The 13,677-nt window shown below is 58.0% G+C and carries 19 protein-coding genes; 10 read left to right on the forward strand and 9 right to left on the reverse strand.

Features of this window, described 5'->3' with window-relative positions; translation table 11 throughout:
• Positions 1-28 precede the first annotated feature (28 nt).
• From GS620_RS07300 to GS620_RS07310, 3 genes are read left to right on the forward strand one after another with little or no spacing between them, the layout of a single operon-like run.
• Positions 29-532: a c-type cytochrome, methanol metabolism-related gene (locus GS620_RS07300; protein ID WP_171118318.1), complete on the forward strand. Its 504-nt coding sequence runs from the start codon at positions 29-31 to the stop codon at positions 530-532.
• Entirely contained in the window at positions 516-1,358 is an 843-nt protein-coding gene (locus tag GS620_RS07305) for a substrate-binding domain-containing protein (protein ID WP_371809338.1), read from the forward strand. Before GS620_RS07300 ends, GS620_RS07305 begins: the two co-directional genes overlap by 17 nt.
• Positions 1,355-1,909, forward strand: a complete 555-nt coding sequence (locus tag GS620_RS07310; protein ID WP_171614923.1) for a PQQ-dependent catabolism-associated CXXCW motif protein — start codon at positions 1,355-1,357, stop codon at positions 1,907-1,909. Before GS620_RS07305 ends, GS620_RS07310 begins: the two co-directional genes overlap by 4 nt.
• Position 1,910: 1 nt before the next feature.
• On the opposite strand, the gene GS620_RS07315 is transcribed toward GS620_RS07310, so the two are convergent.
• From GS620_RS07315 to GS620_RS07325, 3 genes are read right to left on the reverse strand one after another with little or no spacing between them, the layout of a single operon-like run.
• Positions 1,911-2,729 carry a quinoprotein dehydrogenase-associated SoxYZ-like carrier gene (locus GS620_RS07315; protein ID WP_171614925.1) on the reverse strand — a complete coding sequence of 273 codons (819 nt, stop codon included), beginning with the start codon at positions 2,727-2,729 and terminating at the stop codon, positions 1,911-1,913.
• The gene (locus GS620_RS07320) at positions 2,726-3,670 is read right to left on the reverse strand and encodes a beta-propeller fold lactonase family protein (protein ID WP_371809780.1); all 945 of its coding nucleotides are present in this window, start codon (positions 3,668-3,670) and stop codon (positions 2,726-2,728) included. Before GS620_RS07320 ends, GS620_RS07315 begins: the two co-directional genes overlap by 4 nt.
• Positions 3,657-4,196 (reverse strand): SRPBCC family protein, encoded by a 540-nt coding sequence (locus GS620_RS07325; protein WP_171614927.1) that lies wholly within the window; start codon positions 4,194-4,196, stop codon positions 3,657-3,659. Before GS620_RS07325 ends, GS620_RS07320 begins: the two co-directional genes overlap by 14 nt.
• Before the next feature lie 366 nt (positions 4,197-4,562).
• Here GS620_RS07325 and GS620_RS07330 point away from each other — a divergent pair, with 366 nt between their 5' ends.
• The 7 genes from GS620_RS07330 to GS620_RS07360 are packed head-to-tail and all read left to right on the forward strand — an operon-like array spanning position 4,563 to position 9,736.
• Positions 4,563-5,696 carry an ABC transporter substrate-binding protein gene (locus tag GS620_RS07330; RefSeq protein ID WP_171615317.1) on the forward strand — a complete coding sequence of 378 codons (1,134 nt, stop codon included), beginning with the start codon at positions 4,563-4,565 and terminating at the stop codon, positions 5,694-5,696.
• Positions 5,697-5,708: 12 nt separating this feature from the next.
• Positions 5,709-6,680 (forward strand): YVTN family beta-propeller repeat protein, encoded by a 972-nt coding sequence (locus GS620_RS07335; protein ID WP_171614929.1) that lies wholly within the window; start codon positions 5,709-5,711, stop codon positions 6,678-6,680.
• Positions 6,681-6,699: 19 nt separating this feature from the next.
• Entirely contained in the window at positions 6,700-7,137 is a 438-nt protein-coding gene (locus GS620_RS07340) for a hypothetical protein (RefSeq protein ID WP_171170174.1), read from the forward strand.
• A 15-nt stretch (positions 7,138-7,152) separates the two neighbouring features.
• The gene (locus GS620_RS07345) at positions 7,153-7,401 is read left to right on the forward strand and encodes a PepSY domain-containing protein (RefSeq protein WP_171232378.1); all 249 of its coding nucleotides are present in this window, start codon (positions 7,153-7,155) and stop codon (positions 7,399-7,401) included.
• Positions 7,402-7,421: 20 nt separating this feature from the next.
• Positions 7,422-8,387, forward strand: a complete 966-nt coding sequence (locus GS620_RS07350; RefSeq protein WP_171614931.1) for an ABC transporter substrate-binding protein — start codon at positions 7,422-7,424, stop codon at positions 8,385-8,387.
• A 6-nt stretch (positions 8,388-8,393) separates the two neighbouring features.
• On the forward strand, positions 8,394-9,143 hold the full coding sequence (locus GS620_RS07355; protein WP_171614933.1) for an ABC transporter permease: 750 nt from the start codon (positions 8,394-8,396) through the stop codon (positions 9,141-9,143).
• Entirely contained in the window at positions 9,140-9,736 is a 597-nt protein-coding gene (locus GS620_RS07360; protein ID WP_171614935.1) for an ABC transporter ATP-binding protein, read from the forward strand. The genes GS620_RS07355 and GS620_RS07360 overlap by 4 nt, the downstream gene beginning before the upstream one ends.
• Positions 9,737-9,738: 2 nt before the next feature.
• On the opposite strand, the gene pqqE is transcribed toward GS620_RS07360, so the two are convergent.
• The 6 genes from pqqE to GS620_RS07390 form a co-directional block, all read right to left on the reverse strand.
• Entirely contained in the window at positions 9,739-10,851 is a 1,113-nt protein-coding gene (pqqE, locus tag GS620_RS07365) for a pyrroloquinoline quinone biosynthesis protein PqqE (protein ID WP_171614937.1), read from the reverse strand.
• Positions 10,851-11,123, reverse strand: coding sequence for a pyrroloquinoline quinone biosynthesis peptide chaperone PqqD (gene pqqD, locus GS620_RS07370; protein ID WP_170346830.1), 273 nt, complete (start codon positions 11,121-11,123; stop codon positions 10,851-10,853). The genes pqqE and pqqD overlap by 1 nt, the downstream gene beginning before the upstream one ends.
• A complete protein-coding gene (gene pqqC, locus GS620_RS07375) occupies positions 11,123-11,872 on the reverse strand; it encodes a pyrroloquinoline-quinone synthase PqqC (protein WP_171118343.1) in 750 nt (249 codons plus the stop codon). Before pqqC ends, pqqD begins: the two co-directional genes overlap by 1 nt.
• Entirely contained in the window at positions 11,869-12,765 is an 897-nt protein-coding gene (gene pqqB / locus GS620_RS07380) for a pyrroloquinoline quinone biosynthesis protein PqqB (protein WP_171614939.1), read from the reverse strand. The genes pqqC and pqqB overlap by 4 nt, the downstream gene beginning before the upstream one ends.
• A 23-nt stretch (positions 12,766-12,788) precedes the next feature.
• Positions 12,789-12,890: a pyrroloquinoline quinone precursor peptide PqqA gene (pqqA, locus tag GS620_RS07385; RefSeq protein WP_117873022.1), complete on the reverse strand. Its 102-nt coding sequence runs from the start codon at positions 12,888-12,890 to the stop codon at positions 12,789-12,791.
• 102 nt (positions 12,891-12,992) lie between these two features.
• Positions 12,993-13,676, reverse strand: a complete 684-nt coding sequence (locus GS620_RS07390; protein ID WP_171614941.1) for a response regulator transcription factor — start codon at positions 13,674-13,676, stop codon at positions 12,993-12,995.
• Position 13,677 lies beyond the last annotated feature (1 nt).

The following is a 13,677-nucleotide window of genomic DNA, read 5'->3' on the forward strand; positions in this document are numbered from 1 at the left end:
TTTTCACTTGAAAAGAAACGAGCGTTCCATGAACCATTCTGTACGTCTTCTGGCATCAATTCTTGCATTGTGCCTTCCTGTTGCCGCCATTGCTGACAATCTGGCAGTCGCGTATTCCGAAGATGGACGGTATTACACCGAAGACGATATCCCGACATTCAACGTGGCCGAGGATGGAACCGTGGACTGGATGACATTTTCAGGCTTCCGGCGCTATCACGCAGAATGCCATGTCTGTCATGGCCCGGATGGCGAGGGCTCGACCTATGCGCCGGCTCTGAAAAACTCAGCGTTGGAAATGGATTATTACGACTTCGTTGATATCGTCACCAATGGCCGCCAGGTGGTGAACGCCGCTGAAAACTCGGTGATGCCGGGATTTGGCGACAACCCGAATGTGATGTGCTTTCTTGATGATATCTATGTATATCTCAAAGCCCATGGATCGGGCGCGATCCCGCGTGGCCGCCCGCCCAAGAAAGAGGCGAAATCTGACGTGATCCGCGAGGATGAAGATGCGTGTATGGGCTAAGGCCTGCCTGCCGATTTTCGGACTTTGCGTCTGGCTTTGTCAGGCAGTGCCCGTGTCGGCGCAGACGTCTGACCTGGTTTCAAGAACGGCTTTTCGCGTCTGTGCGGATCCAGCCAACTATCCCGTGTCATCCAAGGATGGATCGGGATATGAAAACAAACTGGCCGAATTGATTGCCGAAAAGCTGGAACTGCCTGTGCAATATGTCTGGTTTCCGCAGGCGACGGGCTTCATACGGAACACGCTGGCCGCCAAACGTTGCGATGTGGTGATCGGTTATGCGCAAGGTCATGAGCTGGTGCAGAACACCAACCACTACTACACGTCCGCCTATGCGCTGATCGTGCCGATGGATAGTGATCTGGCCCAGGTGGACAGGCTGAACGATCCCATGCTCAAGGGGAAACGGATCGGGATCGTGGCGGGTACACCGCCTGCGGCTCATATGGCGCGGAACGGGCTGATCGGGCAAGCCAAGCCCTACAATCTTTTCGTTGACCGACGTGTGGAAAGCCCGGCCATCGACATGCTGGATGACCTGCAAACAGGTGAGATCGATGCGGCCATTCTTTGGGGTCCGCTGGGCGGACCACTGGTCAAGGCGGACTATCCTGATTTCAAGGTGATCCCACTGGTCAAGGAAGAGCTGCCGCCGCGCCTGTTCTATCGCATCACCATGGGCGTGCGGCAGGGTGAGAAGGTATGGCAGAGACAGCTGAATTCCCTGATCCGGCGCAACCAGGACGAGATCAATTCGTTATTGGCCGAGGCCGGTGTTCCCTTGGTGAATGATCTGGGGACAGAGGTTCTGGACCTGTCGCAATGATACGGACAACGGTGGCAATTGCGTTAATCTCGACTGCCGCAATAGCGCAGACAGTACCCGAACCAGGTGATTATCGCATGGACCACTACCGCGCGCCGGTGCCGGACCAGATAACCGGCGGGACGGTCATCGGCCCGGAAGAGGCGTACGGCCTGTGGCAGGAACAAAGCGTCGCGTTCATCGACGTTTTGCCGCAGCCGCCCAAACCGGCCAATCTGCCTGAAGGCACGATCTGGCGCGACAAGCCGCGCGACAGCATTCCGGGATCACTGTGGTTGCCCAACGTCGGCTACGGCGCAATTGCCGATGTTACAGCAGACTATTTTCGAACCGGCCTAGAAGCCAGCACCAATGGGGATATCAACCACGGTCTCGTGTTCTTTTGTCTGGAAGACTGCTGGATGAGCTGGAATGCCGCCCGACGCGCAATCGAATGGGGATACACCAAAGTCTATTGGTTCCCGGAAGGTACCGACGGCTGGGCCTTGTGGGGCTATCCGCTGGAACGGGTAAAGCCAGCCCCGGGCCAACCCGTTGCCGGAGGCGGGTGATCTAAAAACCCGCCAGTTTTTTGTGTAAATGACTGACCGTACCGTCCGTATCCGTCATGGTCACGTCAACCGCTTGCGCCCTGCTTGGAACGGAAATGCCGACCCTTGGATTTTCGGACAGTGAAATCGACCCCGTCATCTGGACATACCCCGCGCCATCAAGATCGATATCCACGGTCTCTACATATCGCATCGGAATGAACAGCAGGGAAATCTGATCCATCTGCATTCCGGAATGCGACGGGTGATCAATGTTCAGATCCATCTTGTCGGCCCGGTTCGCCCCCAAGCTGGACAATCGTGCCCGTGTGTTCAACGCAGGGACGCGGCCCACCAGTTCGGCCTCCATCGTTCCAAGGTTTGCCAACGCCAGTTCCGGATCAGTTCCGGGAGGTGCCGCGCAGGCGCCAAGGCCCGAGGTTTTGACGAAAGTTTCTGACACCCAAAGGTGGCCATCCGTGGTTTCGGCGATGACATGTATCGGCGTCGGGCCGTTCACGCGCATGGTCACGTCGAAGTAGAAACTCGGCAATGGTTCTTCCAACTCGAACACGGCAGAAACCGGCATCGGGTTTTCGTCCAGCACCAAAGTCACCTTGGCCACTTTCGTCCCCCGAGGGGCCGCAATCTGAGCCGCCAGTTGAGCCCGCGCATCGTCGGGCGTGCGATAGGGGGCATCAATCGCGATGAACGCATCTCCGTTTTGCATCGGTCGGTCGCCATACAACATCGCTCGGACATTTTCCCATGCCTCGTTGGATGCCCAAACCGGAGCCGCCAGCACACAGAACAGGACTGCAATCAGATGAGAAACTTTCATGGTCGTCCTCCTTGCAGGAACCTGCCAAAGGCACGGGGCCCATCACAGGTTTCCATTGTTTCTAACACCGACAGTGCCTGCGGGTCCACGATGCTGACGGTGTTGTCGAACCAGTTTGCGATGACCAGAAGATCTTCGCCCGCCGTCGCATCAATGCCTTCGGGGTATTCTCCAACATCAATCACGGCCTCGTGTTCGAGCGTCTCTAGAGACATGACGCTTAGCGTATTGGCATATTGGTTCGTGACGAACGCCCGGCCGTGGGCGAAGGCGATGCCGTAAGGGCGTTCCCCGACCGGGACCGTTGCGAGAACGGAGCCGGTTTCCGCATCGACCACGCTGACATCATTGCTGCCGACATTGCCGACGAACAGACGCCCATCCGGGTCAAAACGCAGCCCGAAGGGGCGTGATCCAACCGGGCTGCGGTGCAGAGGCTGAAGAGTGTCGGCATCGAAAACCGACACCTGGTCCGCGTCCTTGTCGGCCGACGCCAGAAAACGCCCGTCTTTTGATATCGCAATACCCGCCGGGGCGGCTCCGGTGGGCAACTCGGATTGAACTTTCAGAGTTTCACTGTCCAGCACCCACAGTCGGGCGTTGTACCAGTCCGAGACGAAAACCCGCCCGCGATCCTGATCCAGAGCGATTCCAATCGGCCCCCCTTCAAGCGTGACTTGCGCGACCGTTTCACCGGTCTCGGCAGACAAACGCCTGACCATCTTGCTGTCCGGGGATACGGTGAACAGCGTTTTATCCAGACCAACCGCCACACCCGCCGGCTTGCCAGGTAGGGGCCAGCGGGCCGTTTCCTGCATCCCCGCAAGATCTATCCGGCTCAGTTCCTCACCGTTCTGACAGGTGATGAATGCTGTCTGTGCCAGTGTCGGGCAGCCAGAGAACGCCAAAAACAACATCAGCGGGTGGCTAACTTGCCGCACCGAACCGCTCGATCAACGCGTCGAGACCCGCCTGATAGACGCCGGTCACGGCGGCAATGGCGGCTTCGTCATTCAACTCGGCCGGAGGATCGTTGTTTGGATACCCGCGATAGAAGGCACCGCGCCATTCGATGATCGAACCACCTCCGTCGCGCGGTTTTACCGTCAGATGCGACGAGTAGTTGGTGACAGGCAGCACCTCTACCGCGACTTCGGTGATCCGGTAGGAGTAGCTCATTTTTTCTGCGCTGTACTTGTACAGTATTTCATTGATCGTCGGACCGCCTTCCTGGCCAAGTGTCAGCAATCGGGTCGCATCAATCTTATTGCCGCCGTTTCCTTCGGTCGCAAACACAGCCGGATGCCACGACATGTCATCAAAGTTCCCGACAACAGCCCAGACTTCCTCTGGTGAGGCTGCGACCTCGGCAGTCAGCGTGACTTTCTGCCGGGTCGGCCCGTGGGCCCAAACCAGACCCGGAACCAGCAGAGCGGTGGTTGCGGCAAGAAGAAAACGTCGATTCATTCCATGTCCTCCCTGAATGCGCAGAGCGTTTGCACACGCCGCGCGCTTGCGGCGTTTCTTTTGTCAGACCTGACGTGCGAGCGCACGTTGACGGTCACCCGTCACACCCCTTGAAAAATCATCGGGTGTCGCGGGAAACCGAAGCAAGATCAACCATATACGCGCATTCTTATAAAATAAGAATCGAGCTCAATGATGAAGCTGATAGGCTTTGTTTTACAACACGGCCAAAAGTATCGGTTCCGTTTTTCGGGGCGCTATGCCCCGGATGTTTCAACCTGAACTCTGACTTTCAGGCAACGGGAGGACATCTTGAATATTCGCCTGCTGCCGCTGCTTGCGGCGCTTCTTTGGTGTGCATCCGCGATGACCGCGGCGGCGCTCGATGTAAAGGCTGCGGTGCTGCGGATCGACTATCCGTCGCTTCTGCCGATCTCGCGTTATGATCTGAAACCGGACGATCTGGGGTTTGCTGGTGCCGCGCTTGGGGATGAGGATAACGGAACCACGGGCGGATTTCTGGGACATACCTATGAGACCATCACGATGGCCGCTCCGCCGGAAGAGGCTGACGCCGCAATGGACCGGATCCTTGCCGGAGGCGTGCGCCTGATCGTCCTTTTGGCCAAGGCGCCGGACATGTTGCGCCTGACGGACAAGGCGGCAGAGTCCGGGGCGCTTGTCTTCAACGTGTCCGCGCCTGATGTCGATCTTCGCGACGCAAACTGCCGGGGCAACCTGCTTCATATCGCCCCGTCCCGCGCCATGAAGGCCGATGCGGTTGCACAGTTTGCCGTCTGGAAGAAATGGGGCGACTGGTTCCTGTTGGCGGGATCCAACCCCGAGGATGTCCAGCTTGCGGACGCGTATCGCCGTGCAGCGAACAAGTTCGGCGCGAAGATTGCCGAAGATCGGACCTTTGCGGATACCGGGGGATCTCGCAGAACGGATTCCGGTCATGTTCTTGTTCAGCGCCAATTGCCATTGGACACGCAAGATGCGCGAGACCATGACGTTGTGATTGCCGCGGACGAAACCGATTATTTTGCGCGGTATCTGTCCTATCACCTTTGGACCCCACGCCCCGTGATGGGTTCAGGCGGCTTGCGTCCGACGACGTTTCACGGCGCACATGAGGCATGGGGCGCGACCCAGTTCCAGACCCGTTTCGAGGATCTGACAGGGCGCTATGTCCGCCCCGAAGACTACAACACCTGGCTTGCACTGCGCGTGATCGGCGAGGCCGTGACCCGTGCCAGTACGGCAGAGCCCGAAGGTGTTCGGGATTATGCTCTGTCGGACGAGTTTGAGCTTGCCGCATTCAAAGGACAGAAAGTGACATTCCGCGATTGGAACGGGCAGTTGCGTCAGCCGATCCTTCTGTATGACGGGTCGATCACTGTCAGCGTCAGTCCGCAAGAGGGGTTTCTGCACCAGGTCTCACCGCTCGATACGATGGGATTGGATCGGGCGGAATCCAGCTGTCGCGCATTCGAGTAACCGGAGGTATTGATGAAACGACTGTTGTTGACCGTTGCCTGTGCTGCGCTGACCGCGGGTCCCGTGTTTGCGGGCAAGGCTTTTGTCTCGAACGAGCGGGGCAATACGATTACCGTGGTTGATACCGAAACCTGGGAGGTGATCACCGAATTTCCAGGCGGCAACCGACCGCGCGGGATCACCGTCAGCCCGGATGGCGGCACGCTGTATGTCTGCGCCTCGGATGACAATATCATCCGGGTATTTGATACCGAGACCTATGAGGAACTTCCCAGTTTGCCCTCTGGTCCGGACCCCGAGCTTTTCATTCTCGAACCCTCGGGCAAGCGGCTCTATATCGCCAATGAGGACGACAATCTGGTGACGGTCACCGACACTGAAACCCGCACCATTCTGGCCGAGGTTCCGGTCGGCGTCGAGCCCGAGGGCATGGGGATCAGCCCCGATGCCAAGTTCGTGGTCAACACGTCCGAGACCACCAACATGGCGCATTTCATTTCCACCGAGGATTATTCCATCAAGCATAATGTTCTGGTCGACCAGCGCCCGCGCTATGCCCAGTATACAGCGGATGGAAAGCGCCTGTTCGTGACGTCGGAAATCGGCGGAACCGTCACGGTCATGGACATCGCAGAAGACGGAACGCCAACGGTGGTCGGCAAGATCAGCTTCGAAGTGGCGGGCGTGCAGCCGGAATGGTTGCAGCCCGTCGGTGCCAAGGTGACATCGGATGGCAAACGCCTGTTCGTTGCTTTGGGGCCCGCAAACCGGGTTGCCGTCGTTGACGCGCAAAGTCTTGAAGTGCTGGACTATATTCTGGTGGGACAGCGGGTCTGGCAGTTGGATTTCACGCAGGACGAAAAATATCTGCTGACCACGAATGGCAATTCAAACGACATCACCATCATCGATGTCGCCTCTGAAAGGGCGATCAAATCGGTGCAGGTCGGGCAACAGCCCTGGGGTGTGGTGACCATTGACTGAAGTTCTGGGAGGGACAGGAATGAAGAAACTTATGATCGCGGCCATGGTCGCGGCGCTGGGTGGGCCGATATCGGCGGCACCTCTTTGCGATGATCTGGGATTTGCCGGGCTTCTGGCGAAATGCAACCGCGGGGAAACCATCAAGCTGACGCTTGCTTCGGGGCAACCGCTGGGTGAGGACGTGGTTCTGCAATCCGGCGCGTATTACAAGCTTGAGATCACCGCTGACGGTTCGGCGGAACTGGCCATCGAGGGGCCGTCTTTCTTTCGCGCGATCTGGATGAATGAGATCGTGATCAACAAGATCGAGATCCGTCCGATGGCGGTGGACAGCATCGAATTTGACAAGGCCGGCGTCGCCGAATTGTCGTTTATCGCAATCAAACCCGGCAGTCATGAAATTCGCATCCCCGGTTCCACCGGTGACACGCAACGCATTACGGTGAGTATTCAATAGAGGAGAGATAACATCATGAAAAGATTTGCAATGTTGATAACTGCCGGGCTTTTGGCGGCCCCGGCTTTCGCCGACGACATTGACGCGGAAACGGTGGCAAAGATCGAGGCCTATCTTGCCTCTGTCGAGTGTCAGATGGACCCGGATGACATCGAGGTTGAAGATGATGGTTATGATCTGGACGATGTCATCTGCAAAGGTGGCAACCAGTTCGATATCAAACTGGATAAAGACTTGAATGAAGTCAGCCGAAAGGCGGAATAGCGAGTAAACGGGATCGGGTCATGTCCAAACTATTTGCCGCGTGCCTTGCATTTGCTTTCAGTTCGGGGGCTTTGGCCGCCGAGACCCTGCCGACCATTCGCGCGGCCGTACTCAAGATCGGAACGGTCAATTGGGAACTTGAGACCATTAGCCGGAACGGTTTGGATCGGAAACATGGCTTTGTCCTTGATGTTCAACCTTTTGCCGACAATGGCGCAACGCGTATCGCGGTCGAGGGGGATGAGGCTGATTTGGCGGTTGCCGACTGGATTTGGGTTGCTCGTCAAAGGGCTGCCGGCAAGGACTATGTGTTCATTCCTTATTCCAAGGCCGTGGGCGGCGTGGTTGTGCCCGCTGACAGCCCGGCAACCAGTTTGAAGGACCTGGCGGGTGGCAAGATCGGCATCGCGGGGGGACCGCTGGATAAATCCTGGCTGATCCTGCGCGCCTATGCAGCACGGGAATACGGGATGGACTTGAAAGCCGACACCGAACAGGTGTTCGGTGCGCCGCCTCTGATCTTCAAATCTGCTTTGAACGACGATTATGCCGGGGCGATCAATTTCTGGCATTTCCTGGCCAAGATGAAAGCGTCCGGCATGAAAGAGCTGATCTCGGTTGAGGATGCCGGGCAGGCCTTGGGGCTCGACACCAATACGCCTTTGCTGGGCTATTACCTGAAAGAGAGTTTTCTGAACGAACACCCCGACCTTGCGCAAAGCCTGTTTGCCGCCAGCCGCGACGCCAAGGACCTGCTGGCCAATTCGCCCGAAGCATGGGAGGCGATCAGACCGCGGATGAACGTCAAGTCCGATGCACAGTTTGAACAACTCAAGCTCGATTGGATCGCCGGTATTCCCGATCGCCGCCCGGTTGATGCGGTCGCGGCCAACAGGATGCTGGAACTTATGGCCGAATTGGGCGGGGCTGAGCTGGTGGGCGCCGCGACGACTGTGCCGCAGGGTCTTTTTGCCGACGTGGAATAGGATCAGATGCAAAACGCGCGCCTCACGCCGCTTTTGTCTATCGCAGGCCTTGTGGCGCTGTGGATTGTTGCGGCGTCGCTGACCGCAGACCCTCAGATACTGCCGCAACCCTGGGACCTGATCCCCCGGTTTCATCAAGAGATTGCGTCAGGAGAGTTGCTGCGCAGCCTTGGCGCGACCCTGTCACGCGTGATCTGGGCGTTCGTGCTGGCAATGACTTTGGGAACGATCATCGGCCTGGCCATGGGGCGGTCGGATGCGCTGAACCGCTGGCTTGATCCATGGCTGGTTGTCTTCCTGAACCTGCCCGCGCTGGTTCTGATCGTGCTGTGTTACCTCTGGATCGGTTTGACCGAGGCTGCGGCGATCACGGCGGTTACGCTGAACAAAATTCCCAATGTCGCGACGATCCTCCGAGAGGGCGGCCGGGCGCTGAGCCCGGATCTGGATGCGTTGGCGCGGGTCTACCGGATGCCGTGGCAAAGGCGACAGCGCCATGTGATCCTGCCGCAGCTTGCCCCGTTTATTGCAGCTGCCGCACGGTCCGGGCTTTCCCTGATCTGGAAGATCGTGCTCGTGGTCGAGTTTCTTGGGCGCTCATCCGGGGTCGGGTTTCAAATCCACTTGTATTTTCAGCTGTTTGATGTGGCAATGGTGCTGGTCTATGCGTTTTCGTTCATTGCCGTCATGCTGGTTGTCGAATGGCTGGTTCTTCAACCTTTGGAGCGTAGCGCTCGACGGTGGAGAACTGCATGATCCGAATTGACATCCGAAAGAAGCGCTTTGAACACCACGCCGTTCTGGGCCCCATTGCATTTGACATCGCTGTCGGGGAAACGGTCGCGCTGACCGGACCATCAGGCGCTGGAAAGACGACGCTGCTGCGATTGGTGGCAGGCATTGACCCGGATTTCGAAGGCCAGATCGTGCGGCCGGATCGGCTTGCAATTGTGTTTCAGGAACCCACTTTGCTGCCATGGCGCTCGGCTTTCGATAATCTCGCCCTGATCCATGGTGACCTGTCGCAGGCTGACATTGACGCCGCGCTTTCAGACGTCGGCCTGGACGGAAAGGGGGATTTGTTTCCCGGTCAATTGTCATTGGGTCAGCAGCGCCGGCTTTCTCTGGCGCGCGCCTTTGCCGGGCAGCCTGAATTTCTGATTATGGACGAGCCTTTTGTATCACTGGATTCCGAAACGGCCGAGACGATGCTGACCCTGACCGAGGACCTCATCATGCGGCATCGCCCGGCGACCCTGTTCGTGACGCATTCCAAACCGGAAGCACGGCGGCTTTCCGACCGGATCCTGAACCTGGTACCCGGGCCTGGCGGGGCGGTTCTTGGTTAGGGTCATTCTGCGGGCTCTCTCGCGGCACCGGGTGCGGTACGATATATAAAGGGTGCATCCGATTTGGCGGCATGTTCGTTTGCCTGGTTTTGCAGCGTCTGATGATGGGGAGACTTGATGCAAACCGGATCGGTGGCGCCTGCGTCTCCGATAACGGCCATGGCCTGACAGCGGCAGCCACCAAAATCAATGGTTTTGCGTTCGCAGGTTTTGCACGGGTCCGACATCCAATCCGTGCCGCGATAGGCATTGAACGCGCTGCCATGAAACCAGATATCCGCAAGCGGTTTGTCCTGTACCCGGTCAAATGTCAGATGCGGGATGGACTGTGCCGCGTGGCAAGGCAGAACCTGACCGTCTGGCGCCACGTTCAGCCCGGTTGTCCCCCACCCGCCCATGCATCGCTTGGGGTAGTCGTCGTGATAGTCTGCCGGAACATAATCGATGACCAGTTGCCCTTTGAGGTTCTTCCTGGCCTCGGCCACCTGTCGCGTCACCTGTTGCGCCTGTTCCCGCGTCGGCATCAAGGCATCCCTGTTCCGCAAGGCCCAGCCGTGGAACTGTACCGTTGCAACCTCGATCCGTCGTGCTCCCATTTCGCGCGCCAGTTCCAGCGCCCGCGGCAGCTGGTGGGCATTGTGACGGTGCAGCACGAAGTTCAGGGTCAGCGGAAACCCGATCTTCTTGATCCATTCGACCGTTTTCATCTTGCGGTCAAACCCACCCCGATAGCCGCCTACCTTATCCGCCATCGCGGCGTCAGTGCCCTGAAGAGAAAGCTGGATATGGTCCAGGCCGACGTCGTCCAGTTCATGCAGGCGTCGCTCGGACAGGCCGATCGCCGACGTGATCAGGTTGGTATACAACCCGGCCTCACGCGCGGCATTGACCAGCGCAACCAGATCGCGGCGGGATGCGGGCTCTCCACCTGACAGATGCAATTGCAAGACACCAAGCGCCGCCGCCTCCTTGAAAATACGTGCCCATGTTTCAGTATCCATTTCACTGTCGAGTTTGGCCATTTCGACTGGGTTGGAGCAATAAGGGCAGGACAATGGGCATCGATGCGTCAGCTCGGCCAGCATGGCAATTGGGGGAGGGGGTTTTACCTGCATCAGACGACATCCAGAAAACGACGCACCCGAAGGGCATCCAGAAACCCCGAGCTGTCTTCGACAATCTGTTCTTCCGGGGCGTTGTATTTCCTGGACAGGCTTGCGGTGATCTGACCAAAGCTGCGTTGGCCGTCTACTTCGCTCAGAATTGCATGTCCGATCTGATCCAACGTCACCGCCCGTTCAGGTGCCAGCAGTACCCATTGTTCCCGCACGGAATCGTACTGGATGCGGACACCACGTGGAAGCAAGGGGACCTGCTGCGCCAACATCACGATGCCTGCCGCATCCGTAAACCGGTGTCCGGCTTCCACGCCCCCGGCGGAATTCGGGCAGGTTCGACATAGGCGCCCCACAGGGCATCCAGCTGCGACCAGAGGACATCGGTCTTGAATATCAGTGCCTTGGCTGCCGCGTCCTGTTTTTCTGCGGTGTCGGCATGATCCAATACCCATGCCAGACCAAAGGCCACATCCTTGGGGGCTTCTTTCAGGCGGTTGCGGAAATAGGCAAGTGAGCTGTCATCCGCAAAATCGTAATGCCGAAGCAGGCCTTCGATCCTGTTGGCGTGAATCTTGGGAGCAAACAGTTCAGTGAGTGAGGCCGCAACCGCTTCCAGCAACGACTTTTCGCGGACGTATCGCACGTAAGCATCCACCGCAAATCTGGTGGCAGGCAATACGCCGTCACATGAGGCGACATAATCCGGATCCAGACCGACCGCTTCGGCCAGCCGCAACCAGCGCCGGATACCACCTTCGTTGTCTTCCGTGCCGTCATGATCTTCGATCCGCGACCGCCAGGCTCGGCGCAGCGCAGGATCTTCTACACGCGACATGAAGGCGGCGTCCTTCATCGGGATGGAATGCTGATAGTAGTAGCGGTTGATCACCCAGGCCCGCACTTCGTCAGGAGTGCATTGACCACCGTGCAGGCGATGATGAAACGGATGCAGGTCGTGGTAACGCTCGGCTCCGATCTGACGAAGCCGGGCCTCGAACTCTTTGCGGCTTTGGGTCATAGCGTTATCTCCATGCCATCCTGGCCTATCGTCCAGCCTTTGGCCCGTGCCCGAGCGTTCTCGGCGCTGTCGGGGCGCAGAATCGGATTGGTGTTGTTCATGTGGATGAACACTTTCCGGCCGATTTTCATATCGGCGAAACCTGCGATCGATCCATCGGGGCCGTCCATCGACATATGGCCCATGCGCTTGCCCGTTTTCTGACCCAGCCCGGCCTGCACCATTTCCGTGTCGTGCCAAAGCGTGCCGTCGAAAAACAATAGATCGGCCTCGTCAAGGCGGGCGCGCAACTCGGGCGTCAATGCGGCACAGCCCGGTATGTAATATGCCGTCTTCCCCTGCGCGCTCAGTGCCACCCCGACGGTTTGTTCGCCAACCAATTCGGTTTCGACATGTTCCCCTTCAAGATACAGAGGCACTTTGCCGGGCACCGGGAACAAAGTTGCCTGCAAGCCGGGAACCAGATCGAACGTCTGATTCAACGAGATCGGCGCACGTGTCACGACCGAGGCGTTCAAGGCGTCGAATATCGGGTTCTGCGCAAGAACATCCTGAATGCTTTGGGTTGCAAACAGCGTAAATGGCTGCATCTCGCGCAGCGTCAGCAAGCCCGCCACATGGTCTATGTCGCCATTCGTCACCAGCACCGATTGAATCGGCACCTCTCGCAACCCGGTCGGATACAGGACGGGCGTTTTGCCAAGCTGCGTTCGAATATCCGGAGACGCGTTCAGGATGGCCCAGTTGTGGCCATCGGGTGACACCGCGAGTGATGATTGCGTCTGCGCCGGAATATGTCCGCTTCGGGCCAGATTGCAGTTTTCACATCCGCAATTCCATTGCGGAAGGCCGCCGCCAGCAGCGGCCCCAAGTATTATTGCGCGCAACGTCATCTTTTGTTGGCGCCTGCGGCTGATCAGATCAGGCCGCCACCGCGCTCATCGTCATGATCGGGGCCGTACATGTTGATTTCCATGCCGCATTCGATTTCGCGAATAACAGGTCTGTTCCAAGCCATATCAGGGTCCTCCTCCTGGGGTGTGCTGATATTCAATGTGGCAGGACTTGCCGGTTGGCGCGACTCTTAATTAATAAGTATGATTTAGACTTTGGTCGGTACTCAGGTGTCATCCGACAACGGGGCGACCCCCTGTATGCAAAACCCCTGGTTGCGTATGGTTTTGATTTCAAACCCAAAATCATCCAATCCCAATTTCTTTCTCAGATATCCGATGTAGACGTCCACCACATTTTCGTTACTGGACCCGTCCTGTGACCAGAGCGTGTCAAACAGTTCTCCTCGGGATATTGGCGATCCGGCCTTGCTGTTGAGCAGCGTGAGCAGTTCGAATTCACGTTCGGTGAGCGCAATGCGTGTCTCGCGGATCGAAAGTGTTCTGTCCCGCGACGACAGGCGCGCGGGGTCCGGGCGCTGAGAGAGCACGCGTTGTTCCTGTACTTGCAACCGGGCGACAAGCTCATCAAAGCTGAACGGCTTAACGACGTAATCATCGGCCCCGGCTTCAAGCCCGGCGGCACGATGATCGACATCGGAAAGGGCAGACAACATCAATATCGGGATTCCGACCCCGGCAAGACGCGCGGCCCGGACCAGTTCGATACCACTGTCGGTTCCCAGCATGACATCGACAATCGCGCCCGAGAATACACCGCTTTTCAACCGCTCCAACCCTTGGTCGGCGCGGTTTTCAGCCTCGGCTGAGTAGCCGTGCAGCGACAGGCCCCGGACAAGGGCCGACGTGATTCGGGGGTCGTCATCTATGATCAGCAGTCTGGAGACCATT

Source organism: Ruegeria sp. HKCCD6428 (genome assembly GCF_013110595.1).
In the GTDB taxonomy this organism is placed as follows: Bacteria; Pseudomonadota; Alphaproteobacteria; order Rhodobacterales; family Rhodobacteraceae; genus Ruegeria.